The following is a 22,838-nucleotide window of genomic DNA, read 5'->3' as shown; positions in this document are numbered from 1 at the left end:
TGGCTTCGGTTGGATGAGCTGTCATCACCAATTCCAGCGATAACTCGTCTAGAATATCCTCTACTTCCGTGTGAGACAGTCCGCGTTCCTTCAGATCTTGTACTGCTTTTTCAATCGATCCTGGCTGCACAGCGTCCCCTGCAGAACGTTCATAATCCCGTTTACGCCGGATCCGATGGTTTTGTTCAGCAATGTTAACTAATTGAAAATAAATCGCAAAAGCTCGAATCACCTGATGGCGATTTTCCGAGTCTAATTCCTGGATCATCGTTTTGAACTCTGCATAAAGTTCTGGCAAGAACTCTGCACGCAACGATTTGCTCGTTTCCCGAATCTTCTCAACGATATCTAGAAGCTCCGTGCCTCCTTGATGGACAAGAACTTCTCCGAGTATATTGCCCAGGAACCGCACGTCTCGCCGAAGCAGGTTGTTGGATTGGCTTTGCTGGCGGTTACCATAGTTTCAGTCATGCTTATCCTCCCATCTGATCGTTCCATTCGTACACGTAAATTTGACACCTTCATAACATCATACAATAAAATGGTACGAAAATCTTTATTTTCTACTAGTAAAAATGGGATTTACCCTGATTTACAGCACAAAAACACGCTTTATTATTCATTTTCTTGTTCTGCTTCGATTAATGGTCAAATGCTGTCGCATGATACCTTTTTCACGTACTTTCATTACTCGAATAACTCATACCTATTCTAAATTTTTCATAAATATACAGTTAGACTGGGAATGTTTGTTGTACCTGAATCGATTCGTATCTGCATGATTTCCATTGTTACAAACCAGACGAAACATAAAGAAACATGACCGGCAAAGCAAGCTTTTGTATACTTTATCACAGTGACGCAATAAATTAAAGAGTGTATTTATAATTTTTTGATTCTTTTAGCAGAATTTAATGAAGGAGTTCGGAGGTATTCTTTCACTTAACAAACGAATATAGAGGAGATTGGTATTATTAATGAGGTGTTGTTTCTATGAAAAAAACAAAAGCCTCTGTATACAGAGGCTTTCTAATGAAACATGAAGCGGGTGATGGGAATCGAACCCACGCTATTAGCTTGGAAGGCTAAAGTTCTACCATTGAACTACACCCGCAAATAAAAATCGGGATGACACGATTTGAACATGCGACCCCCTGGTCCCAAACCAGGTGCTCTACCAAGCTGAGCTACATCCCGATACTTATGAAAATAATGGCGCGCCCTGAGAGATTCGAACTCCCGGCCTTTTGATTCGTAGTCAAACGCTCTATCCAGCTGAGCTAAGGGCGCATATAAAACTTTAAAAAGATTGGAGCGGACGATGGGAATCGAACCCACGACCCTCGCCTTGGCAAGGCGATGCTCTACCGCTGAGCCACGTCCGCAAAACCTATGCGCGTGGAGGGACTTGAACCCCCACGTCGTGAAACGCTAGATCCTAAGTCTAGTGCGTCTGCCAATTCCGCCACACGCGCATGTGAAAAGTGAGTCATGAAGGGCTCGAACCTTCGACACCCTGATTAAAAGTCAGGTGCTCTACCAACTGAGCTAATGACTCAAACTAAAAATTAAAATGGCTGGGGATATAGGATTTGAACCTATGCATGACGGAGTCAAAGTCCGTTGCCTTACCGCTTGGCTAATCCCCATTAAGTTAAGTGGTGGAGGCTGAGGGGATCGAACCCCCGACCCTCTGCTTGTAAGGCAGATGCTCTCCCAGCTGAGCTAAGCCTCCATCCTATGACCCGTAGGGGATACTCTCACTTCGTTCGAGACTGCGAAGCCATTGCTAACGAAGTTTATCCTCCGACGAACCTTTGGGATTCTCATCCCTTTTTTAAGCTAATAAATATAGCTATGACCCGTAGGGGATTCGAACCCCTGTTACCTCCGTGAAAGGGAGGTGTCTTAACCCCTTGACCAACGGGCCCCATTTCCAAAGCTCTCAACCGGGATCGAACCGGTGACCTCATCCTTACCATGGATGCACTCTACCTACTGAGCTATGAGAGCAAATGGCTCCCCGAACAGGGCTCGAACCTGTGACAACTCGATTAACAGTCGAGTGCTCTACCAACTGAGCTATCAGGGGAATAATATGCATTTGCAGTGCAAATGCAATTCATCATACAACGTTAACATGCAGAGCCTGTTTTCTATGTAGGATGAAAGAGTTCGCTTGGCGGCGTCCTACTCTCCCAGGACCCTGCGGTCCAAGTACCATCGGCGCTAGAGGGCTTAACGGTCGTGTTCGGGATGGGTACGTGTGGAACCCCTCCGCCATCGCCACCAAACGCATAGCATAGCTTACATTCAGAGTTTATTCTCTGAAAACTAGATCCGAAACGAAATGTGCGATTTACAACTTGCATATTTGGATAAGCCCTCGACCGATTAGTACTGGTCAGCTCCATGCATTGCTGCACTTCCACCCCCAGCCTATCTACCTCGTCGTCTTCAAGGGGTCTTACATACTGGGAAATCTCATCTTGAGGGGGGCTTCACGCTTAGATGCTTTCAGCGCTTATCCCTTCCGTACATAGCTACCCAGCGGTGCTCCTGGCGGAACAACTGGTACACCAGCGGTACGTCCATCCCGGTCCTCTCGTACTAAGGACAGCTCCTCTCAAATTTCCTACGCCCACGACAGATAGGGACCGAACTGTCTCACGACGTTCTGAACCCAGCTCGCGTACCGCTTTAATGGGCGAACAGCCCAACCCTTGGGACCTACTTCAGCCCCAGGATGCGATGAGCCGACATCGAGGTGCCAAACCTCCCCGTCGATGTGGACTCTTGGGGGAGATAAGCCTGTTATCCCCAGGGTAGCTTTTATCCGTTGAGCGATGGCCCTTCCATGCGGTACCACCGGATCACTAAGCCCGACTTTCGTCCCTGCTCGACTTGTAGGTCTCGCAGTCAAGCTCCCTTATGCCTTTGCACTCTTCGAATGATTTCCAACCATTCTGAGGGAACCTTTGGGCGCCTCCGTTACTCTTTAGGAGGCGACCGCCCCAGTCAAACTGCCCACCTGACACTGTCCCCGCACCGGATTACGGTACCAGGTTAGAACCTAGATACGATCAGGGTGGTATCCCAACGGTGCCTCCACGCAAGCTGGCGCTCACGTTTCAAAGGCTCCCACCTATCCTGTACAGATCGTACCCAAATTCAATATCAAGCTGCAGTAAAGCTCCATGGGGTCTTTCCGTCTTGTCGCGGGTAACCTGCATCTTCACAGGTATTAAAATTTCACCGGATCTCTCGTTGAGACAGCGCCCAAGTCGTTACGCCATTCGTGCGGGTCAGAATTTACCTGACAAGGAATTTCGCTACCTTAGGACCGTTATAGTTACGGCCGCCGTTTACTGGGGCTTCGGTTCACAGCTTCGGATTGCTCCTAACCGCTCCCCTTAACCTTCCAGCACCGGGCAGGCGTCAGCCCGTATACTTCGCCTTACGGCTTCGCACAGACCTGTGTTTTTGCTAAACAGTCGCTTGGGCCTTTTCACTGCGGCCCCCTCGTGCTATTCACACTACCGGGGCACCCCTTCTCCCGAAGTTACGGGGTCATTTTGCCGAGTTCCTTAACGAGAGTTCTTCCGCGCGCCTTAGAATTCTCTTCTCGCCTACCTGTGTCGGTTTGCGGTACGGGCACCATCACCTGGCTAGAGGCTTTTCTTGGCAGTGTGAGATCATGACCTTCGCTACTATAATTTTCGCTCCCCATCACAGCCCAGCCTTAACGATGTGCGGATTTGCCTACACATCAGCCTCACTGCTTAGACGGACATCCATCAGTCCGCGTCACTACCCTGCTGCGTCCCCCCATTGCTCATAACGGCTTACGGTGGTACAGGAATTTCGACCTGTTGTCCTTCGACTACGCCTTTCGGCCTCGCCTTAGGTCCCGACTTACCCTGAGCGGACGAGCCTTCCTCAGGAACCCTTAGGCTTTCGGCGGATCAGATTCTCACTGATCTTTTCGTTACTCATACCGGCATTCTCACTTGTATAATGTCCAGCGCTCCTTACGGTACACCTTCAACCCTTATACAACGCTCCCCTACCCCTGATGCAAAGCATCAAGCCATAGCTTCGGTGGTGTGTTTAGCCCCGTTACATTTTCGGCGCAGAGTCACTCGACCAGTGAGCTATTACGCACTCTTTCAATGGTGGCTGCTTCTAAGCCAACATCCTGGTTGTCTGTGCAACTCCACATCCTTTCCCACTTAACACACACTTGGGGACCTTAGCTGATGGTCTGGGCTGTTTCCCTTTTGACAATGGATCTTAGCACTCACTGTCTGACTCCCGGAAGTAAGTCTATGGCATTCGGAGTTTGACTGAGCTTGGTAACCCTTGCGGGCCCCGCACCCAATCAGTGCTCTACCTCCACGACTCTGTTTTCCGAGGCTAGCCCTAAAGCTATTTCGGGGAGAACCAGCTATCTCCGAGTTCGATTGGAATTTCTCCGCTACCCCCACCTCATCCCCGCATTTTTCAACATGCGTGGGTTCGGGCCTCCAGTGCGTGTTACCGCACCTTCACCCTGGACAGGGGTAGATCACCCGGTTTCGGGTCTACGTCCACGTACTATGTCGCCCTATTCAGACTCGCTTTCGCTGCGGCTCCGGCTCTTCACCTTAACCTTGCACGGGAACGTAACTCGCCGGTTCATTCTACAAAAGGCACGCCATCACCCCTAAAACGGGCTCTGACTTTTTGTAAGCACACGGTTTCAGGTTCTATTTCACTCCCCTTCCGGGGTGCTTTTCACCTTTCCCTCACGGTACTGCTTCACTATCGGTCGCTAGGAAGTATTTAGCCTTGGCAGATGGTCCTGCCGGATTCATACGGGGTTTCACGTGCCCCGCACTACTCGGGATACATCTCGGAGAGAACCAACTTTCAAGTACAGGGCTTTTACCTTCTTTGGCGGGCCTTTCCAGACCTCTTCGTTTAACCGGTTCCTTTGTAACTCCATGTGAGATGTCCCACAACCCCAAAGAGCAAGCTCTCTGGTTTGGGCTTCTCCGCGTTCGCTCGCCGCTACTGACGGAATCACTATTGTTTTCTCTTCCTCAAGGTACTTAGATGTTTCAGTTCCCCTGGTATGCCTCTACATAACCTATGTATTCAGTTATGAGTAACTGGAAATTACCCCAGCTGGGTTTCCCCATTCGGACACCCCGGATCAAAGCTTGCTTACAGCTCCCCGAGGCAGTTTCGTTGTTCGCCACGTCCTTCATCGGCTCCTAGCGCCTAGGCATCCTCCGTGTGCTCTTAGTAGCTTAACCATAGTTGCTCCGGTTTCGACTGCTCGCTTCCCTTGTTTTGCTTACGCAAAGCCAAAAGTCGCTCTCATTCGATACCATCGCAATGCAGTTTTCACTATTTATTAAAACTTGTTTTAACACAAGTTCAGCTTAAAAAGGAATGTTCTAATTCGCAATTTTCGTTCGATATCTAGTTTTCAAAGAACAAGCTTGTAAAATCTTGTTGGTGGAGCCAAGCGGGATCGAACCGCTGACCTCCTGCTTGCAAGGCAGGCGCTCTCCCAGCTGAGCTATGGCCCCATATTAGATTGTAAGGTATACATGGTGGGCCCTGGTGGACTCGAACCACCGCCTCACCCTTATCAGAGGTGCGCTCTAACCAACTGAGCAAGGCCACATTATATATCATATTGACGCTTGGCGGCGTTCTACTCTCCCAGGACCCTGCGGTCCAAGTACCATCGACGCTGAGGGCTTAACGGTCGTGTTCGGGATGGGAACGTGTGGAACCCCTTCGCTATCGCCACCAAACGTTTGAGAGTTTGAGCTCTCAAAACTGAGCAACGAGTGAGTAACTAGCCGACCTGGCTAGATTTTGTATTTGAATGTTTCCACGCGGGAAACGATTCTCCATAGAAAGGAGGTGATCCAGCCGCCACCTTCCGATACGGCTACCTTGTTACGACTTCACCCCAATCATCTATCCCACCTTCGGCGGCTGGCTCCTTGCGGTTACCCCACCGACTTCGGGTGTTATAAACTCTCGTGGTGTGACGGGCGGTGTGTACAAGACCCGGGAACGTATTCACCGCGGCATGCTGATCCGCGATTACTAGCAATTCCGACTTCATGCAGGCGAGTTGCAGCCTGCAATCCGAACTGAGACCGGCTTTGTTGGGATTGGCTCCATCTCGCGATTTCGCAGCCCGTTGTACCGGCCATTGTAGTACGTGTGTAGCCCAGGTCATAAGGGGCATGATGATTTGACGTCATCCCCACCTTCCTCCGGTTTGTCACCGGCAGTCTATCTAGAGTGCCCACCCGAAGTGCTGGCAACTAAATATAAGGGTTGCGCTCGTTGCGGGACTTAACCCAACATCTCACGACACGAGCTGACGACAACCATGCACCACCTGTCTTGAATGTTCCGAAGAAAAGGTACATCTCTGCACCGGTCATTCAGATGTCAAGACCTGGTAAGGTTCTTCGCGTTGCTTCGAATTAAACCACATACTCCACTGCTTGTGCGGGTCCCCGTCAATTCCTTTGAGTTTCAGTCTTGCGACCGTACTCCCCAGGCGGAGTGCTTAATGTGTTAACTTCGGCACCAAGGGTATCGAAACCCCTAACACCTAGCACTCATCGTTTACGGCGTGGACTACCAGGGTATCTAATCCTGTTTGCTCCCCACGCTTTCGCGCCTCAGCGTCAGTTACAGCCCAGAGAGTCGCCTTCGCCACTGGTGTTCCTCCACATATCTACGCATTTCACCGCTACACGTGGAATTCCACTCTCCTCTTCTGCACTCAAGTCACCCAGTTTCCAGTGCGATCCGGGGTTGAGCCCCGGGATTAAACACCAGACTTAAATGACCGCCTGCGCGCGCTTTACGCCCAATAATTCCGGACAACGCTTGCCCCCTACGTATTACCGCGGCTGCTGGCACGTAGTTAGCCGGGGCTTTCTTCTCAGGTACCGTCACCTTGAGAGCAGTTACTCTCCCAAGCGTTCTTCCCTGGCAACAGAGCTTTACGATCCGAAAACCTTCATCACTCACGCGGCATTGCTCCGTCAGGCTTTCGCCCATTGCGGAAGATTCCCTACTGCTGCCTCCCGTAGGAGTCTGGGCCGTGTCTCAGTCCCAGTGTGGCCGATCACCCTCTCAGGTCGGCTACGCATCGTCGCCTTGGTGAGCCGTTACCCCACCAACTAGCTAATGCGCCGCAGGCCCATCCCCAAGTGACAGATTGCTCCGTCTTTCCAGTTCTCTTCAGGAGAAGAAAACAACTATTCGGTATTAGCTACCGTTTCCGGTAGTTGTCCCAAACTTGAGGGCAGGTTGCCTACGTGTTACTCACCCGTCCGCCGCTAACCATCCGAGAAGCAAGCTTCTCTTCAAGTCCGCTCGACTTGCATGTATTAGGCATGCCGCCAGCGTTCGTCCTGAGCCAGGATCAAACTCTCCAATAAAGTATTGAAAAGAGCGATAAGCTCATTTTGAATCTGACGAGATTAAAATCTCATTTTTGCTTCGAAATCATACAGCCCGAAGACTTGCACCAATTTCTCAGCGTCGATCTTGCAAGCAAGATCGTTACTCACTCGTTGTTCAGTTTTCAAAGATCAAACATTCAATTTGTTCCTGTTTTCTTTGTCACCGTATTTTCAGCGGCGACTTTTATAATATATCATGTTTAAGTTTACTTTGCAAGCACTTTTTTCGATTTATTTTCAATCGCTTTATTCCAGCGCTTGTTCCGGTTAACTTTTCCTTAAAAAAGGAACGAAAATTAATTTATCATATTGAACAAAAAAGGTCAACCCTTTTTCGACAAAATGTTTCATATCCCTTTTCAAAGCCGCCTATTCTACCTATACCTAATTCATGGTGTCTGAGGTACAGCGCTGGCTTTACGGGCCGCACCTCTCTTATATGGTGAACTTCAGCATCCCACTGACCACATCATTATGGCTTGGATTTTTTTAGTTTGCCGCCTCTAGCATATTTGGATAACTCTTTGGGTGGCGCAAAGCGCGCATACATACGGAACACAGTCTTGTAGCGACTCGCTATGGCGTATTTAATTTCTTGATCGAGACGGTTGTCACTTAAGTCGAACAACATTTCATCAAGCTCTTTGCGCAATACATAATCCAGTTCCTTGCATTCCTTCTCGTTAAACAGCATACCCAGCATTAGAGTTCTCCTTTTTCTGCATATGGATAATGGCGTGTCCCAGTGTATGTCATATTCGAGCCCCTTTAATTCAGGCTATATATCGGACAGCGCCGGTTTTAGTAGCAAACCCAGGATCATCTTTATTTGTCCTTTGGTGGTTGCTACTGAAACCCGTTTTATTGTTATGGTCAACTTTCTGAAAATTTATGAATGTCATCCCATACAAATTTATCCTCGCACCAGGCTGTAGGTAAGTGTACTTTCAATAATCGCTGCAACAAGTAGCAAAATAACAATCCAGCAGGATGCAGTTACCGTTGTGCGCATAAACGCACTCCATTGGCTGCCAATCGTATTTCGTTTCTCCCCGCCAAATTGACCAAGACTTTTGAGAGCTAATCCACCAAACCTTAAACCGAATGCACAAGCGATAATAATTACCGGAATTTCAATAATGCCATGTGGAAGAAGTCCTTTTACAACAATATCAAAGAAGCTGGCCCCATAGTTCATTGTGGTGTGTACCAGAAAACCGATAACCATGCCATTGATCAACAGGAAAACGACAGGCAGAATGCCAAAGAAGATACCGGCATAGATCACGAGTACACTTTTGATGGCGTTATTGAAAAAGATAAAGAGGAAGAAGTTCCATTGCACATTGTTCCCCTGCTCTAGCCGTTCACTTACTTCCCTTAGTCCCCCGATTTGATTCAACAATATATCCTCAAGTGGTCCTGTACTCACCCACCCCGTGCCTATTCCAACAACAAACAATACGATCGACCAGATTAATGCACCACGAATGGAACCTAAAGCTCTAAGAAATGTACTGAATTTTAACATAATATCCTCCTGTGGAACCAAGATGTTGGACAAACAAACGTCTGATACGAATAACTGCGAGGTACGAGCATACATTGGAGAGTAAACAAGCATTTCTTATGGGAGAGGGGCGCTTATTGAAATGAACTCGTTCTATGTATTTAGCGGCAAAAAGATCAAACGTTTCCTGATTGTGCTGGTTGCTGCCGTCTTTGCTATCGGGATTATTTATCTGGAGAGCGGCAATATTTCTGTATTCTCGGAGGATGCACCATCCGCCGTATACAGCGTTCCAACCGAGAAGAAGGTTATTGCACTCACCTTTGACATTAGCTGGGGAGATAAAAGGACAGAGCCTATTCTGAAGGTCCTCCAAGAAAATAAAGTTCAGAAAGCCACTTTCTTCTTGTCCTCCCCCTGGAGTAAGACACACCCCGAGATTGTAACAGCCATCAAAGACGCAGGATACGAAATCGGCAGCCATGGTCACAAGCATGATAATTACAGCAGCCTGACTGAAGAGGAAATCCGCAAGGAAATTTCGACAGCTCATAGCATTTTAACCGATTTAACGGGAAAAGAACCGAAATTGCTGCGTCTACCTAATGGCGACTTTGACAAACGTGTTCTCCAGGTTGCCAGCAGTCTGAATTATCAGGTTGTCCAATGGGACACCGATTCGCAGGATTGGAAGAACCCTGGTGTACAGACCATTGTTGATCGTGTAGTTAGCAAGGCGCATCCTGGTGACATTGTGCTGCTGCACGCTAGTGATTCCTCGAAACAAACGCATGAAGCATTACCCGTCATTATCGACAAGTTAAAAAATCAAGGGTATGAATTCGTGACGGTTTCTGAGCTGCTTAATCATTCAAGTGTCAAAGGTACGGAAGTTCGCGACCAAGCCAGTGCACAGTAAACGTTAATTAAAGCAGTATTGCTGAGGCAAACTGTATACTTCCCTTCTGTACTCCATGCCTTGTAAAAAGGCGCTGAAGCGCCATAAATGGAAAAGAGCTAACCAGGTTAGCTCTTTTTGGCGTTTTTTTTAAGATAATCGCTACGCATGACTTTCTTGTACCTCGGTCTTTCCACTCACCCGCTGCTCCATGGACCCATCTACCAGCCTGTGCAATATCAGCATTTGGTATGCATTACAGATTAACAGTGGAACCACAATAAAGATGGTAGCCGCATTCACATCAATTCGCAGCACACCGATCGTTTCCACCACGGTAACAGCCACCATGAAAAAGAGTGTAGGCACCAGCGCCGAAATATGTGTCTTTTTCACCTTTACGTAAGCGGTAACAATTCCAGCTGCCAAAATAATGATTCCAAGCACAATATCGGATAGCCGTTCTCGTTCCCCACCAACAAACAAACGTAAAAACATGACATCAAGTAACGCCAAAACGGTTAGAACAATCTGTACAATTTGCCAACTGCGTTTCGAAAATACACCTTTGCCCATATAGTTCAATATCAAGTATGCGAAAAAACCCATTTGCGAATACACGCTAATCATAATACCGGAACCAAACAAGATCAGGAGATAAATTAAAAAATCGGTCATTCCATTCGTTTTTTCTCCATTAACCAACATCATAATTAGACCCGTCACTAATGATCCTGCAGCCCCAATAAGCAAAGCTGACCAAAATAGGAAAAACCATTTACGTAAATTCAAATCTTTTCCACCCCCGAGAGTTTATTTTACCAACCTTCACAGCAAAAAACCATCATCATTCAACATATTTAGCGGTTTCCCATCACATACTACATCCAGTATCTAATCAAGGAGGGGTTGTGCACATGAAACGGCCTTTGTGGCAGTTATGCTGTGTCGTACTTGGACTATCCGTCATGCTCGCCGGCTGTGGCTCAGATCAGAATTATTCGCCTCCTCAGGGCGGTTATAAAGAGATGAAAACGATGGTCGTGGATATTCTCAAAAGTGACGAAGGTAAAAAGGCGGTCGAGGAAGCTCTCACTGGACAAAGTTCTTCTGGTGGTGGCGAAGGCGGCGCTTCTGGCCAAAGTGGGGCTTCTGGCGGTGGATCTGGAACAGTGGGTATGAAAATGTTAATGCCTATGCAATCTTCAGAACAAATACGTATAGCTGTAAAAGATACCATCACGGCTCCTGAATACCAGAAGGAATTCGAGAAAATTATGACGGATCCACAGTTTGCAGGTGAATTCGCCAAAGTGATCAACTCCCAAAGCAAGCAACTGCATATGCAATTAATCAAAGATCCAACGTATCAAAAATCCATTGGGGATGTCATGAAATCTCCTGAAGTGTCCAAGATGTTTATGGATATGACCAAAACGCCAGAATATCGTAAACAAACGATGACCGTTATGCAGGAAGTCATGCAAAATCCTTTATTTCGAATGGAAGTACTGACTTTGCTTAAGAAGGTAGTCCAGGATGAGTTGCAACCCAAAACAGAACAAGGCGGCAAACAGGAGGGCCAAAGCAAAGACGACAATGGGGATGGCGGAAGTGGCAGCAGTGACGGAAGTAGTGATGGTAACAGTGGTGGCGACGGAAGTAATGGAGGATCGTAATTTGATCATACTTTAAAGTTAAAAGTTATCACATGTTGAAAAAAAGCCCGCATCCATGGATGTGGGCCTTTTTATATATTTTACGTCATTAGAAAATTTAAAACTTGCCATCAACAGTCTGGGCAACCTCGTCGTAGATCGCACCGATGCTTGAATCCGCTTTATACACGGATGGTGAAAAATCCGGCTCCGAAATATGATTATCCGGCGCTCCCAGTGGAATCTGCGCAAGCAGCTCTGTATGAAGACTCTCGGCAAGAGTACCCCCACCGCCCCGGCCAAATACATAATCTTTCTCTCCGCATTTGCTACATTCATAATAAGCCATGTTCTCTACCACACCAAGCAGCTCATGTTCCGTCTGAATGGCCATGGCACCTGCACGCGCAGCTACAAAGGCAGCGGTTGCATGAGGTGTTGTAACGATGATTTCTTTGCTGTGAGGCAGCATCTGATGTACGTCTAGTGCGACGTCCCCCGTACCCGGAGGCAGATCAAGCAGCATATAATCCAACTCTCCCCAGTTTACATCGGTAAAGAATTGGCGCAACATCCGCCCCAACATAGGTCCACGCCAGATCACCGGGTTATTCTCTCGAATAAAGAATCCCATCGACATCACTTTTACGCCGAAACGCTCAACGGGTTGGATTACCCCGTCCTCAACGACTGGATATTCCTCAATGCCCATCATGTCAGGTACACTGAAGCCATATATATCTGCATCAATCAAGCCAACCTTCTTGCCTTGACGTGCCAGAGCTGCAGCCAAATTAACGGTTACCGTCGATTTGCCGACGCCGCCTTTACCACTAGCAACAGCAATAAAACGTACGCCGGATTCAGGACTTAACAACTCATGTCCGTCCAGCCCTGCTGCATGGCCTTTGACAAGCACTTCGTCCTGGTCTTCCTCATGATCCGCTTGTCCTATGTTCAGGCTCTCACGCTCATGCTCTGACGCTGCACGCAGACGAATATGTACATCATTCACTCCGTGTTGGGACAACAGGTTGCGCGCGGCATCGCTTAGAGCAGTTGTATCCTCTGTGCGGTTCTCCAGCGTCACCATAGTAAGAGCAACATGATTTTCTTTAACCATGACATCACGGACCCACTGCAGTTCAGTCAAACTTACGCCCAATTGCGGTTCCTGCAACGGTTGCAATAGTTCAAGTATCTGTTCTTTTGATAACATCAGACAGCACCTCAGCTTTATCTATTGGCATGTAATTAGGTATGCTGATCCAATTATATCATTACCTTTCTCATTGTGACTAACTTTTAGGACGTTCCCCTGACGAATAACGGAGAATCCCGTTATAGATGGAGGCAGCCACTTTACGCTGATAGGTCTCATCAGCAAGCAGACGCGCCTCTTCCGGGTGAGAAAGGAAACCGACCTCCACCAGTGCCGAGGGAATTTTTAACGCCTGGAGCAAATAAACGGTATTTACCGTTTTCGCGATTCGATCTGTATTTTCCAGATTACGAATCATTTCTTGCTGAAGCAGATTGGCTAATCCTGCATTATCGGGATGATTGGGTGTATAAAAAACTTGAGCGCCACTCCAGCGGTTCGAAGGTACACTGTTCATATGAATGCTGATAAAGAGATCTGCCTGCTTATCCTCGATTCTTCTTACTCTTTGTTTCAGATCTTCCGTCTTGCGTTTGGAGTAACCTTTCGTATCTGAAGCAGCCAAATCGGTGTCTATTTCTCGGGTCATCACAACCAAGGCCCCTGCTTGCTGCAGATAATCTCGTACGTACAGCGCAATGGATAAATTGATATCTTTCTCAATGACTCCCTGCTTACTCACTGCTCCCCCATCTGGCCCACCATGTCCTGCATCAATGGCAATGACTTTTCCCGCTAATGGCAGCCCCCAGTAACCGGACATTTTGGAGGAGGGCAACTCATACGTCACCACCGCCACAAACATGGCAAGCAAACAAAGGCTTAACATGACCCTCTTCATGGTGCGTAACCTAATCCAGATCACAAAGTGCTTCCCCATATTTTTACGCATAAAAAAACCACCTCGTCCCTATAAATGACTCTAATCATCTATATGGGACAAGATGGACAAATATACCGTTAGGAGCGGACTTGCTCTGCCATTCCTTCAATCAGTACCTCAGCTACCTCTGGGCGCGTAAATTCAGGTGGAGGGCATTGGCCATCTCGTAGCAAACCACGTACTTTCGTGCCAGACAGAGCCATGTGATGTTCTTTATCATGCGGGCAGGTTTTGCTTGATGCCATGTTGCCACATTTGGTGCAGAAAAAACTATGTTCAAAGAACAAAGGCGTGATACCGAGTTCTTCCAGTGTGAAGTTAGTAAAGATCTCCTGCGCTTCATATGTTCCGTAATAGTCACCCACACCTGCATGGTCGCGACCTACAATAAAGTGAGTACAACCATAATTTTTACGTACCATTGCGTGGAAAATGGCCTCTCTTGGGCCAGCATACCGCATAGCCGCCGGGAATACGCCTAGGAACGCACGATCAGCCGGATAATAGTTCTCCAGCAAAACCAGATAACTCTTCATTCGTACATCGGCAGGCACGTCATCAGACTTCGTTTCGCCTACAAGCGGGTTTAAGAACAGGGCGTCCACAATCTCCATTGCACTCTTCTGAATGTACTCATGGGCACGGTGGACCGGATTACGCGTCTGAAAACCAACAACCGTCTTCCAGCCTTTATCCTGGAACGTTTTCCGTGTCTCAGCAGGATCATAATAGAACTGTTCGAACTTGGCCGGTTTGGGACGATTCAGCACTTGAATTGGACCTCCTACATACGTTGCAGGTCGTTCCAGCAGTTTCTTCACACCCGGGTGCTCTGGATCATCCGTCTTGAAGACACGAAGCGCTTCTTCACCCTGATCTACTTTATATAAGCTCTTCACTTCCAGCAATCCATAGGTTACCCCGTCATTATCGCCTATAAGTACCACAGTCTCACCGATCTGGAGTGAAGCAGCCTGCTGCTCATCTACAGCTAAGGTAATGGGGATACTCCAGACTGTTCCGTCAGCAAGACGCATACGAGATATAACTGAAAGATAGTCTTCTTCATTCATGAAACCTTGAAGCGGTGAGAATGCACCCACACCAATGAGATCCAAATCCGAAATTGTCCAGCTGTTAATACGTAAAGAGGACAGTTTCTCACTCTCTCGTAATAATTGTTCCCGTTCTTCTCCTTGTACGACACGCTGAATCAGCGTACCTCCATGAGGCAGAATCGAAGTCATCTTGTCAGCTCCCTGTTTCACCATTTTTTATATCATCAAGAATGAATCCTAAATCCATCACTTATTCTGAATAAATTATTTATGAAGACCACATTCCGTTTTTTCGTTCCCAGACCAGCGTCCCGCACGTGGATCTTCTCCAGGCATAACCTGACGTGTGCAATACTCACAACCGATACTCGGGTAATTTTGATCATGCAGCGGATTGTACACGACATTATTGACACGAATATAATCCCATACATCCTCTGTAGTCCAATGTGCAATCGGGTTGAACTTCATAAGTCCAAACTTAGCATCATATTCGACCTTCTTGGAATTTGCACGTGTCGGTGCTTGATCTCTCCGAATACCGGTAATCCATGCATCATACTGGGATAGAATACGTGTCAGCGGCTCAACCTTCCGAATATTACAGCAAGCATTAGGATCCGACTTCCACAATTGTTCTCCATGTTGAGCTGCCTGCTCCTCCGGAGTAATTTTCGGAGCCACACGTACAAAATCAAGATTGTATTTCTCTTTCATTTTATCACGAGTTTCGTATGTCTCCTTAAAATGAAAATCAGTATCTAGATAAAATATATCCGTGGATGGGCTGATCTTCTGAAGCATATCTACAAGTACAACATCCTCCGCACCGAAGCTGCATGCAAAAGTGATATTTGGAAACGTCTCAATAGCATAACGAATAATATCCTCTGGACTTGCGTTTTCCAATTCTTCAGCCTTCGTCCGTGCAAGTTCTTCTTTCTCCAACAAGTTCATGTCTGCATTTCCCCCATTCTGCATTTCAACAATCACTAAAGCCGACTAATCTAATATGAATTATGTATAGTATAAATCTTTCATGGGGGATGTCAATGCCTGCCATATGGTAAAAAACATCAGTTTTGGCCCATTTTTTTGTTGTTCGTTTTGAATATAATTTGGTGTTAATTATGCATTTAAACGATTTGTGGATAAAAGCATCCATGTGTAACGTCTTCGACTTTTATTTTATCCTTATCTCTTCGTCATTGAAATCCTTTGCCACTGCTGGGTTTATGGTGCCAATTTGATAAAACGATGTATAGAATAACTCTATAGAATCGAAGGAATATAGAAAAACGAGAAGGATTTAATAATGAGATAAATGCGGGAATCCTATTCTTCAATTGTAAGGGACCTTTATCAAAACCATAAGAAAAACTGATGAAAATTGAGATTGAAAAATGAATGATTACAACCATTATGATGTTCCTAACCTGCAAATTTGATCTTTGTGCTATAGGAGGGTTGCGTTTACTGGGATATTAGCTGGAGGAAGAAACTTTAACCGATACAGAGGAACCCGAAGCTACTTTGGTGCATCTTCTAAAGTAAAGAACATTTAATACACCTATTGCTCTGTAAATACAAAAAAAGCCTTTGACCGAGGCCAAAGGCTTGTAATGCATATTAACGTTTGGAGAACTGAGGTGCACGACGTGCGGCTTTGAGACCGTATTTTTTACGCTCTTTCATCCGTGGGTCACGAGTCAGGAATCCTGCTTTTTTCAGGGAAGCACGGTATTCCGGATCTGCTTTCAACAGAGCGCGGGAGATACCATGACGGATAGCGCCGGCTTGACCGGAGATTCCGCCACCATGAGCGATAACAAGAACATCATAGTTGCTGAGTGTTTCTGTCAGGTTCAGTGGTTGTTTTACGATCAGTTTGAGTGTTTCCAAACCGAAGTATTCATTAATATCACGTTTATTGATGACAATGCGTCCTTCACCCGGTACAAGGCGAACACGAGCTACCGAATGTTTACGACGACCTGTCCCATAGTATTGTACTTGTGCCATGAAACTGTCCTCCTTTTAATTAACCGCGAAGTTCATAAACTTCTGGTTTTTGTGCTGCATGTGGATGCTCAGTGCCTCTGTACGCTTTAAGTCTCAACTTCATTTTCTCGCCCATGCGAGTTTTAGGAAGCATACCGCGAACAGCCAATTCCAACATACGTTCCGGTTTGTTTTTAACCATCTCTTCAGCAGTAGTTACTTTCAAACCACCTGGGTGCATCGAGTGACGGTAGTATTTTTTACCTTGCATTTTTTTACCAGTCAATACAATTTTCTCTGCATTGATGATAACAACGAAATCGCCAGTGTCCACATGTGGAGTGAATTGTGGCTTATGTTTGCCGCGGATCAAAGCAGCTGCTTCGCTCGCCAAACGTCCGAGCGTTTTGCCATCGGCATCAATGATGTGCCATTGGCGCTCAACTTCGTTAGGCTTCGCCATGTACGTGGTACGCATGAAAAGTTCCTCCTTAAAATGTTCAACATCATTATATTCATTTATCTTCATTCATTAAGTGATAACTTTAGGTGTTGATGGATAGTTCTTTCGTTGTGACCCTCTTAATTGGGGCTGTGGGAAAGCCATTAAGAAAACACAACTTTTATATTACATGATAGGAGCTTAAATCGCAAGTGTTAATTAAGCATTTCACTTCGCAAATTTAATCTTTTTTGTATTCAAGGTCCCAGAGCATTAAACCGCAGCTAACCGCAGTAGGTCCTGCAGCAGAACGATTACAAGCAGCAATCATATTCGGTACGTCAGAGGCTTTCCGTTTGCCCTCTCCGACCTCCAGCAGTGTACCTACAATAATACGAACCATATGCTGCAAAAAGCCGTTACCACTCACATAGATGTGAATGACACCCTGATCGCGCGGATGGTCCCTACACATTGAACGGTCCACTTCTATCCATGCTTCGTATACCGAACGTACATGATTTTCTTTCTGAGACTTGCGTGAAGCAAAGGAGGTGAAATCATACGTACCAATAAAATGACGCAACCCCTCCTGCATTGCCGCAATGTCCAGCTTGGCATGGTGATGATATTGCAGCCTCCGGTTGAATACATCCGGGAATTGATTCGCATTGACGGTATACCGATACGTTTTCTTTTTCGCAGCATAGCGAGAATGAAAATCGTTTGGTACTTCAACCACATCAATAACGATAATATCGGATGGTAATCTGGAGTTGAGCGCCATACACCATCGTTCAATCGGGATCTGGGATTCCGTAGGAAAATTGAAGATCTGTCTGCGTGCGTGAACGCCAGCATCCGTTCTGCCTGAACCCGTAATTTTAACCTTCTCACCGGTTAAAGCACGAATGGCATCTTCAAGATGGTCCTGAATGGTATTCCCTCCTGGTTGAACCTGAAAGCCGTAATAGGCAGTGCCATCATAAGTTAACGTCATACACAAGTTGCGCATCAATACCACACCTTTGTTCCATACTATACAAGTGCCTATCCCGAACAGCAAAAGAAGCCCCTTTCGGAGCTTCTATTACAGCACGAATTCCGAAATGAAGAGAAAAAAAGGGTTAATCCAGAATCAGTGATTCTGTCCCCTTTCCTCATCTCATCTGTTTTACGCGCGGTCAACCAGTTCCAAGTAAACCATAGGCGCAGCGTCACCACGACGAGGTCCCAGTTTCAGGATACGAGTGTATCCACCTGGACGCTCAGCGTAACGACCGGACAATTCGCTAAACAGTTTTTGGATTGCATCTTGCTCACCATCGATTGTTTCGCGGCGAACATAAGCTGCCACTTGGCGACGGGCATGAAGATCTCCCTTTTTCGCTTTAGTGATCAGTTTTTCAGCAATAGAACGAACCTCTTTTGCTTTCGCTTCAGTTGTCTGAATGCGTTCGTATAAGAACAGGTCGGTTACCAGGTCACGGAACAAAGCTTTACGTGCGCTGGAATTACGGCCCAACTTTTGGTATGCCATTGTTTTCCCTCCTTCACTTCAAGCACTCGGCTGTCTATTCTTCTGTACGGAGTCCCAAACCAAGTTCCTCAAGCTTCTCTTGAACTTCTTCCAAAGACTTGCGTCCGAGGTTACGGACTTTCATCATGTCTTCTTCTGTTTTCGTAGTCAGCTCTTGTACGGTATTAATACCGGCACGTTTGAGGCAGTTGTAGGAACGAACAGAGAGATCCAGCTCTTCGATCGTCATTTCGAGTACTTTTTCTTTTTTGTCTTCTTCTTTTTCGACCATAATCTCTGCATCTTTCGCTTCGTCTGTAAGACCCACGAAGAGCATCAGATGCTCGGTCAAAATTTTAGCGCCAAGGCTTACAGCCTCTTCAGGACGAATACTTCCGTCAGTCCAAACTTCCAACGTGAGCTTGTCATAGTTGGTTACTTGGCCGACACGCGTATTTTCCACAGCGTAGTTAACGCGGCTGATCGGGGTGAAGATGGAATCGACTGGGATGACGCCGATCGGCTGGTCATCGCGTTTATTCCGATCTGCCTGGACGTAGCCGCGACCGCGATTGGCAAAAATACGCATGTGAAGTCTCGAACCTGGTCCGAGCGTAGCAATGTGCAAATCCGGGTTAAGGATTTCCACATCGGAATCAGCACGGATATCTCCAGCCGTAATTGCTCCTTCGCCTTCAGCATCAATCTCGAGCACTTTCTCCTCATCAGAATGAATTTTAAGCGACAAAGCTTTCAGGTTAAGAATGACCTCCGTAACATCTTCCATTACGCCAGGAACTGTAGCAAATTCATGCAGAACGCCATCGATTTGAACCGAAGACACTGCCGCACCCGGCAGTGACGAGAGCAAGATTCGGCGAAGCGAGTTTCCAAGCGTCGTACCGTATCCGCGCTCCAGCGGTTCTACTACGAATTTCCCATAGGTGCCATCATCGTTGACGTCTACCGTCTCAATTTTCGGCTTTTCGATTTCAATCACTGCAATACCCCTCCTTCAAAACGTCGGTCCTCTATGAAACATTTACCTTCTCTTGCGAAAACATGTAGTAGTATGCCTAAACAACCATTATTAGCAGATTGTGCCGGAAATATACCACACGCAGGGGCAAATCTCATTAGACACGACGACGTTTTGGAGGACGGCATCCGTTATGCGGGACTGGAGTTACGTCTTTGATCAGGTTAACTTCAAGACCAGCAGCTTGCAAAGAGCGGATCGCTGCTTCACGGCCTGCGCCTGGTCCTTTAACCATAACCTCAACGGCTTTCATCCCATGTTCCATTGCAGCTTTGGCAGCAGTCTCAGCAGCCATTTGTGCAGCAAACGGAGTCGATTTACGGGAACCTCTGAATCCGAGGCCGCCGGAGCTTGCCCACGAAATTGCGTTTCCGTGAGGGTCCGTAATGGTAACGATAGTGTTATTGAACGTGGAGCGGATATGTGCCACGCCAGATTCAATATTTTTACGGTCACGACGTTTAGTACGTACGACTTTTTTCGGTTTAGCCATTTTCTCTTATCCCCCCTTATTATTTCTTCTTGTTCGCTACAGTACGACGAGGACCTTTACGAGTACGAGCATTCGTTTTCGTACGTTGTCCACGAACAGGCAGACCACGACGATGACGAACTCCACGGTAACAACCGATCTCCGTCAAACGTTTAATATTCAAAGAGATTTCACGACGCAGGTCACCTTCTACTTTGACCTCTTTGTCGATACTTTCACGCAATTTGCTGACTTCATCTTCCGTCAAATCACGGACACGAGTGTCCCGATTGATGCCTGTTGTGCTCAGAATTTTCTGGGAAGTCGTTTTACCGATTCCGAAAATATAAGTCAAGGCGATCTCAACGCGCTTATCACGTGGCAAATCCACACCAGCTATACGTGCCATTTTACGCTACACCCCCTTCTTTAACCTTGTTTTTGTTTGTGTTTCGGATTTTCACAGATAACCATAACATTCCCTTTGCGGCGAATGACTTTGCATTTTTCGCAAATCGGCTTGACCGAAGGTCTTACCTTCATGTGAATTACCTCCTCAAAGTTTTGCTAAGCAAAACCCTCTTCGTAAGCATTGACCTTGTTTTACCATTGTAAAACCGGCTTCGAAGCTTTCGCAAGTTTTGCCGGGCAAAACCCGCTTCATAAGCTTCACAGTTCATTGCAACTGTCTACTACTATTTACGGTAAGTTATACGACCTTTTGTCAAATCATAAGGTGATAACTGAACAACTACTTTGTCTCCAGTCAGGATACGGATAAAGTGCATCCGCAACTTGCCGGAAACGTGAGCGAGAATTTGATGACCGTTCTCAAGCTCAACCTTGAACGTTGCATTCGGTAGCGGTTCGAGAACCGTACCTTCCACTTCAATGACATCTTCCTTGGCCATTAGTCAGTCTCCTTTCTCTTCAGCTTGAATGTTGGTGGATTCCAGAAACGAATGAACCGCATAGCGGAGCTTTCCGTTTGTCACCCGACCACTCTCGTTTAAACTGTTTACAACCTCGCTGCTAATCATCGGCTGGAGTTCAAGATGAAGGATATTCTTCTTCTTGGGTTGATCAAACTTACGTTTGTCCCCATCCGCAATATATACGAACTTACTGTCCGCTATAGCAACAATTACTGCGGCTTGGTCCGCATTGCGGCCTTTACGGATCTTCACAAGTTGACCGAGCTGCGGATTAGACTGATTGTTCATGCCTTATCACCTACGCATTCAGTTTTGTGAAAATTTCCATGCCTTCATGTGTAACTGCTACGGTGTGTTCAAAGTGGGCGCATAACGATCCATCAACAGTGACGACAGTCCAGTTATCTTCCAACGTTTTCACATACCGTCTACCTGCGTTAACCATCGGCTCTATGGCCAGCACCATGCCCGCTTTAAGCCGTGGTCCCCGATCAGGAAGACCATAGTTCGGAATCTGTGGTTCTTCGTGCAGATCCGCTCCTATACCGTGACCGACATATTCACGTACTACCGAGAACCCTTCATCTTCAATATATTTCTGAATCGCATGAGATATTGTAAACAAGCGAACGTCCGGTTTTACCAGCGCCAGACCTGCGTATAACGAAGCCTCGGTAACGTCCAGAAGACGACGGGCTTCTTCGGAAATACGGCCGACTGGATAAGTCCAGGCGGAATCTCCGTGATAACCCTGGTACTGCGCGCCAATGTCAAACGTAACGATATCGCCCTCGTTCAACTTTCGTTTGCCGGGAAATCCATGCACCAACTCTTCATTCACTGAAGCGCACACACTGGCAGGGAAACCGTTATAACCTTTGAAAGACGGCACAGCTCCTTGACTGCGGATGTATTGATCGGCCATATGGTCAAGTTCTCCAGTCGTAATACCGGGAGCGATATGCTCTGCCAAGAGACGATGCGTTTCCGCAACAATTCTCCCTGCTTCCCTCATCAAGCCCAGTTCCGTTTCGGACTTACCAATGATCATTCAATTAACCTCGCAGCAGGGACACGATTTCATGAGAAACTTGATCGATATCCTGCTCTCCGTCCATTTGACGAAGAAGGCCTTTGTTCTCATAAAATGTGAGGAGTGGTGCTGTTTTGTTGATATATTCGTCGAGACGTGTGCCTACGCTCTCTTCATTATCATCAGAGCGCTGGTACAAGTCACCGCCGCATTTATCACAAATACCTTCCTGCTTGGGCGGATTGAACACGACATGATATGTGGCGCCACAGTTCTTACAAATACGACGACCCGTCAAACGGGCGAGCAATTTGTTGCGGTCCACTTTCAGGTTGATTACATGATCGAGACCTGAGTTCAGTCGATCCAGAATACCATCGAGCGCTTCTGCTTGAGACAGGGTTCTTGGAAATCCATCCAAGAGGAATCCTTCTCTGCAATCAGGCTGCTGCAAACGTTCTTCAACAATGCCGATGGTTACATCATCTGGTACGAGCAATCCTTGATCCATATATTCTTTGGCTTTCAGGCCAATGGGAGTTCCCTGCTTAATCGCCAGACGAAATGCATCGCCTGTTGAAATGTGGGGAATACCGAACTCTTTCACAATGACGTCTGCTTGCGTTCCTTTTCCTGCCCCCGGAGGGCCCATGAATAGGATGTTCACGTTATGTCACTCCCTCCAAGACTACCCTACATCAACAAACAGCACAATAGGTGCCGGCAAGTAAATCT

At 46.8% G+C, this 22,838-nt stretch carries 21 protein-coding genes, 13 tRNA genes, 4 rRNA genes and 1 pseudogene; 2 read left to right on the top strand and 37 right to left on the bottom strand.

Annotated elements, in window-relative coordinates:
- From gpAD87_RS32725 to gpAD87_RS28150, 20 genes and pseudogenes are all read right to left on the bottom strand, one after another.
- Positions 1 to 471, bottom strand: a pseudogene (locus gpAD87_RS32725) (phosphoenolpyruvate carboxylase); the annotation flags it as partial.
- A gap of 572 nt (positions 472 to 1,043) precedes the next feature.
- Positions 1,044 to 1,114: transfer RNA gene (locus tag gpAD87_RS28240), tRNA-Gly, on the bottom strand.
- 9 nt (positions 1,115 to 1,123) lie between these two features.
- A tRNA-Pro gene (locus tag gpAD87_RS28235) sits at positions 1,124 to 1,197 on the bottom strand.
- A 16-nt stretch (positions 1,198 to 1,213) separates the two neighbouring features.
- A tRNA-Arg gene (locus gpAD87_RS28230) sits at positions 1,214 to 1,290 on the bottom strand.
- A gap of 20 nt (positions 1,291 to 1,310) precedes the next feature.
- Positions 1,311 to 1,385, bottom strand: a tRNA-Gly gene (locus gpAD87_RS28225).
- A gap of 8 nt (positions 1,386 to 1,393) precedes the next feature.
- Positions 1,394 to 1,475: transfer RNA gene (locus gpAD87_RS28220), tRNA-Leu, on the bottom strand.
- Positions 1,476 to 1,485: 10 nt separating this feature from the next.
- Positions 1,486 to 1,558: transfer RNA gene (locus gpAD87_RS28215), tRNA-Lys, on the bottom strand.
- Between the two features lie 16 nt (positions 1,559 to 1,574).
- A tRNA-Gln gene (locus gpAD87_RS28210) sits at positions 1,575 to 1,649 on the bottom strand.
- A gap of 10 nt (positions 1,650 to 1,659) precedes the next feature.
- Positions 1,660 to 1,735: transfer RNA gene (locus gpAD87_RS28205), tRNA-Val, on the bottom strand.
- Between the two features lie 123 nt (positions 1,736 to 1,858).
- Positions 1,859 to 1,930, bottom strand: a tRNA-Glu gene (locus gpAD87_RS28200).
- A 10-nt stretch (positions 1,931 to 1,940) separates the two neighbouring features.
- A tRNA-Thr gene (locus tag gpAD87_RS28195) sits at positions 1,941 to 2,013 on the bottom strand.
- Positions 2,014 to 2,016: 3 nt separating this feature from the next.
- Positions 2,017 to 2,092 (bottom strand) — tRNA-Asn (locus tag gpAD87_RS28190).
- 85 nt (positions 2,093 to 2,177) lie between these two features.
- Positions 2,178 to 2,294 (bottom strand): 5S ribosomal RNA (gene rrf, locus gpAD87_RS28185).
- A gap of 80 nt (positions 2,295 to 2,374) precedes the next feature.
- Positions 2,375 to 5,300: ribosomal RNA gene (locus gpAD87_RS28180) — 23S ribosomal RNA — on the bottom strand.
- A gap of 203 nt (positions 5,301 to 5,503) precedes the next feature.
- Positions 5,504 to 5,579: transfer RNA gene (locus tag gpAD87_RS28175), tRNA-Ala, on the bottom strand.
- Between the two features lie 22 nt (positions 5,580 to 5,601).
- Positions 5,602 to 5,674 (bottom strand) — tRNA-Ile (locus tag gpAD87_RS28170).
- Positions 5,675 to 5,694: 20 nt separating this feature from the next.
- Positions 5,695 to 5,810: ribosomal RNA gene (gene rrf, locus gpAD87_RS28165) — 5S ribosomal RNA — on the bottom strand.
- 105 nt (positions 5,811 to 5,915) lie between these two features.
- Positions 5,916 to 7,469 (bottom strand): 16S ribosomal RNA (locus gpAD87_RS28160).
- Together the 16S, 23S and 5S rRNA genes with 13 tRNA genes alongside form the textbook arrangement of a ribosomal RNA operon.
- A 496-nt stretch (positions 7,470 to 7,965) precedes the next feature.
- Positions 7,966 to 8,196, bottom strand: a complete 231-nt coding sequence (locus gpAD87_RS28155) for a hypothetical protein (RefSeq protein WP_017692114.1) — start codon at positions 8,194 to 8,196, stop codon at positions 7,966 to 7,968.
- A 210-nt stretch (positions 8,197 to 8,406) separates the two neighbouring features.
- A complete protein-coding gene (locus gpAD87_RS28150; protein WP_064641162.1) occupies positions 8,407 to 9,024 on the bottom strand; it encodes a stage II sporulation protein M in 618 nt (205 codons plus the stop codon).
- Between the two features lie 121 nt (positions 9,025 to 9,145).
- Here gpAD87_RS28150 and pdaB point away from each other — a divergent pair, with 121 nt between their 5' ends.
- The gene (pdaB, locus tag gpAD87_RS28145) at positions 9,146 to 9,922 is read left to right on the top strand and encodes a polysaccharide deacetylase family sporulation protein PdaB (protein WP_063567436.1); all 777 of its coding nucleotides are present in this window, start codon (positions 9,146 to 9,148) and stop codon (positions 9,920 to 9,922) included.
- A 141-nt stretch (positions 9,923 to 10,063) separates the two neighbouring features.
- Here pdaB and gpAD87_RS28140 read toward each other — a convergent pair whose 3' ends face one another.
- The gene (locus gpAD87_RS28140; RefSeq protein ID WP_063567435.1) at positions 10,064 to 10,693 is read right to left on the bottom strand and encodes a KinB-signaling pathway activation protein; all 630 of its coding nucleotides are present in this window, start codon (positions 10,691 to 10,693) and stop codon (positions 10,064 to 10,066) included.
- A gap of 125 nt (positions 10,694 to 10,818) precedes the next feature.
- Here gpAD87_RS28140 and gerD point away from each other — a divergent pair, with 125 nt between their 5' ends.
- Positions 10,819 to 11,580 carry a spore germination lipoprotein GerD gene (gene gerD / locus gpAD87_RS28135; protein ID WP_063567434.1) on the top strand — a complete coding sequence of 254 codons (762 nt, stop codon included), beginning with the start codon at positions 10,819 to 10,821 and terminating at the stop codon, positions 11,578 to 11,580.
- 97 nt (positions 11,581 to 11,677) lie between these two features.
- On the opposite strand, the gene gpAD87_RS28130 is transcribed toward gerD, so the two are convergent.
- The 16 genes from gpAD87_RS28130 to gpAD87_RS28055 form a co-directional block, all read right to left on the bottom strand.
- Positions 11,678 to 12,778, bottom strand: coding sequence for an Mrp/NBP35 family ATP-binding protein (locus gpAD87_RS28130; RefSeq protein WP_064642101.1), 1,101 nt, complete (start codon positions 12,776 to 12,778; stop codon positions 11,678 to 11,680).
- Positions 12,779 to 12,857: 79 nt separating this feature from the next.
- Positions 12,858 to 13,613: an N-acetylmuramoyl-L-alanine amidase CwlD gene (gene cwlD, locus gpAD87_RS28125; protein ID WP_063567432.1), complete on the bottom strand. Its 756-nt coding sequence runs from the start codon at positions 13,611 to 13,613 to the stop codon at positions 12,858 to 12,860.
- Between the two features lie 68 nt (positions 13,614 to 13,681).
- Positions 13,682 to 14,851 carry a sulfate adenylyltransferase gene (gene sat / locus gpAD87_RS28120; RefSeq protein ID WP_064642099.1) on the bottom strand — a complete coding sequence of 390 codons (1,170 nt, stop codon included), beginning with the start codon at positions 14,849 to 14,851 and terminating at the stop codon, positions 13,682 to 13,684.
- Positions 14,852 to 14,926: 75 nt separating this feature from the next.
- The gene (locus gpAD87_RS28115; protein ID WP_063567430.1) at positions 14,927 to 15,619 is read right to left on the bottom strand and encodes a phosphoadenylyl-sulfate reductase; all 693 of its coding nucleotides are present in this window, start codon (positions 15,617 to 15,619) and stop codon (positions 14,927 to 14,929) included.
- A gap of 672 nt (positions 15,620 to 16,291) precedes the next feature.
- Positions 16,292 to 16,684, bottom strand: coding sequence for a 30S ribosomal protein S9 (gene rpsI / locus gpAD87_RS28110; protein ID WP_024633563.1), 393 nt, complete (start codon positions 16,682 to 16,684; stop codon positions 16,292 to 16,294).
- 19 nt (positions 16,685 to 16,703) lie between these two features.
- Positions 16,704 to 17,141 carry a 50S ribosomal protein L13 gene (gene rplM, locus gpAD87_RS28105; protein ID WP_064642097.1) on the bottom strand — a complete coding sequence of 146 codons (438 nt, stop codon included), beginning with the start codon at positions 17,139 to 17,141 and terminating at the stop codon, positions 16,704 to 16,706.
- A gap of 205 nt (positions 17,142 to 17,346) precedes the next feature.
- Complete coding sequence (truA, locus tag gpAD87_RS28100) at positions 17,347 to 18,120, bottom strand: tRNA pseudouridine(38-40) synthase TruA (protein WP_064642095.1); 774 nt, start codon at positions 18,118 to 18,120, stop codon at positions 17,347 to 17,349.
- Positions 18,121 to 18,279: 159 nt separating this feature from the next.
- Positions 18,280 to 18,645, bottom strand: a complete 366-nt coding sequence (gene rplQ, locus gpAD87_RS28095) for a 50S ribosomal protein L17 (RefSeq protein ID WP_017692102.1) — start codon at positions 18,643 to 18,645, stop codon at positions 18,280 to 18,282.
- A 34-nt stretch (positions 18,646 to 18,679) separates the two neighbouring features.
- The gene (locus tag gpAD87_RS28090; RefSeq protein WP_017692101.1) at positions 18,680 to 19,624 is read right to left on the bottom strand and encodes a DNA-directed RNA polymerase subunit alpha; all 945 of its coding nucleotides are present in this window, start codon (positions 19,622 to 19,624) and stop codon (positions 18,680 to 18,682) included.
- Positions 19,625 to 19,760: 136 nt separating this feature from the next.
- Positions 19,761 to 20,156, bottom strand: coding sequence for a 30S ribosomal protein S11 (gene rpsK, locus gpAD87_RS28085; RefSeq protein WP_017692100.1), 396 nt, complete (start codon positions 20,154 to 20,156; stop codon positions 19,761 to 19,763).
- Between the two features lie 19 nt (positions 20,157 to 20,175).
- Positions 20,176 to 20,544, bottom strand: a complete 369-nt coding sequence (rpsM, locus tag gpAD87_RS28080; protein WP_053779200.1) for a 30S ribosomal protein S13 — start codon at positions 20,542 to 20,544, stop codon at positions 20,176 to 20,178.
- A 20-nt stretch (positions 20,545 to 20,564) separates the two neighbouring features.
- Positions 20,565 to 20,678: a 50S ribosomal protein L36 gene (gene rpmJ, locus gpAD87_RS28075; protein WP_003333770.1), complete on the bottom strand. Its 114-nt coding sequence runs from the start codon at positions 20,676 to 20,678 to the stop codon at positions 20,565 to 20,567.
- A gap of 152 nt (positions 20,679 to 20,830) precedes the next feature.
- On the bottom strand, positions 20,831 to 21,046 hold the full coding sequence (gene infA, locus gpAD87_RS28070; protein ID WP_017692098.1) for a translation initiation factor IF-1: 216 nt from the start codon (positions 21,044 to 21,046) through the stop codon (positions 20,831 to 20,833).
- A 3-nt stretch (positions 21,047 to 21,049) separates the two neighbouring features.
- On the bottom strand, positions 21,050 to 21,358 hold the full coding sequence (locus gpAD87_RS28065) for a KOW domain-containing RNA-binding protein (protein ID WP_024633568.1): 309 nt from the start codon (positions 21,356 to 21,358) through the stop codon (positions 21,050 to 21,052).
- A gap of 10 nt (positions 21,359 to 21,368) precedes the next feature.
- Entirely contained in the window at positions 21,369 to 22,121 is a 753-nt protein-coding gene (gene map, locus gpAD87_RS28060; RefSeq protein ID WP_053779202.1) for a type I methionyl aminopeptidase, read from the bottom strand.
- A 4-nt stretch (positions 22,122 to 22,125) separates the two neighbouring features.
- Positions 22,126 to 22,770 carry an adenylate kinase gene (locus gpAD87_RS28055; RefSeq protein WP_024633570.1) on the bottom strand — a complete coding sequence of 215 codons (645 nt, stop codon included), beginning with the start codon at positions 22,768 to 22,770 and terminating at the stop codon, positions 22,126 to 22,128.
- Positions 22,771 to 22,838: the final 68 nt, after the last annotated feature.

The sequence above is a fragment of the Paenibacillus sp. AD87 genome (genome assembly GCF_001659845.1).
Taxonomy (GTDB): Bacteria; Bacillota; Bacilli; order Paenibacillales; family Paenibacillaceae; genus Paenibacillus; species Paenibacillus marchantiae.
Note: the sequence above shows the minus strand (reverse complement) of the source record. Positions and strands in the feature narration are given on the sequence as shown.

Excerpts from the sequence above, each read along its gene's own strand:
- gerD (WP_063567434.1), top strand. The coding sequence starts at position 10,819 with ATGAAACGGCCTTTGTGGCAGTTATGCTGTGTCGTACTTGGACTATCC.
- gpAD87_RS28150 (WP_064641162.1), bottom strand. The coding sequence starts at position 9,024 with ATGTTAAAATTCAGTACATTTCTTAGAGCTTTAGGTTCCATTCGTGGT.
- rplM (WP_064642097.1), bottom strand. The coding sequence starts at position 17,141 with ATGCGTACCACGTACATGGCGAAGCCTAACGAAGTTGAGCGCCAATGG.
- map (WP_053779202.1), bottom strand. The coding sequence starts at position 22,121 with ATGATCATTGGTAAGTCCGAAACGGAACTGGGCTTGATGAGGGAAGCA.
- gpAD87_RS28115 (WP_063567430.1), bottom strand. The coding sequence starts at position 15,619 with ATGAACTTGTTGGAGAAAGAAGAACTTGCACGGACGAAGGCTGAAGAA.
- gpAD87_RS28130 (WP_064642101.1), bottom strand. The coding sequence starts at position 12,778 with ATGTTATCAAAAGAACAGATACTTGAACTATTGCAACCGTTGCAGGAA.
- rpmJ (WP_003333770.1), bottom strand. The coding sequence starts at position 20,678 with ATGAAGGTAAGACCTTCGGTCAAGCCGATTTGCGAAAAATGCAAAGTC.
- cwlD (WP_063567432.1), bottom strand. The coding sequence starts at position 13,613 with ATGCGTAAAAATATGGGGAAGCACTTTGTGATCTGGATTAGGTTACGC.
- gpAD87_RS28065 (WP_024633568.1), bottom strand. The coding sequence starts at position 21,358 with ATGAACAATCAGTCTAATCCGCAGCTCGGTCAACTTGTGAAGATCCGT.
- rpsM (WP_053779200.1), bottom strand. The coding sequence starts at position 20,544 with ATGGCACGTATAGCTGGTGTGGATTTGCCACGTGATAAGCGCGTTGAG.
- rpsI (WP_024633563.1), bottom strand. The coding sequence starts at position 16,684 with ATGGCACAAGTACAATACTATGGGACAGGTCGTCGTAAACATTCGGTA.
- pdaB (WP_063567436.1), top strand. The coding sequence starts at position 9,146 with ATGAACTCGTTCTATGTATTTAGCGGCAAAAAGATCAAACGTTTCCTG.
- truA (WP_064642095.1), bottom strand. The coding sequence starts at position 18,120 with ATGCGCAACTTGTGTATGACGTTAACTTATGATGGCACTGCCTATTAC.
- rpsK (WP_017692100.1), bottom strand. The coding sequence starts at position 20,156 with ATGGCTAAACCGAAAAAAGTCGTACGTACTAAACGTCGTGACCGTAAA.
- sat (WP_064642099.1), bottom strand. The coding sequence starts at position 14,851 with ATGACTTCGATTCTGCCTCATGGAGGTACGCTGATTCAGCGTGTCGTA.
- rplQ (WP_017692102.1), bottom strand. The coding sequence starts at position 18,645 with ATGGCATACCAAAAGTTGGGCCGTAATTCCAGCGCACGTAAAGCTTTG.
- infA (WP_017692098.1), bottom strand. The coding sequence starts at position 21,046 with ATGGCCAAGGAAGATGTCATTGAAGTGGAAGGTACGGTTCTCGAACCG.
- gpAD87_RS28155 (WP_017692114.1), bottom strand. The coding sequence starts at position 8,196 with ATGCTGGGTATGCTGTTTAACGAGAAGGAATGCAAGGAACTGGATTAT.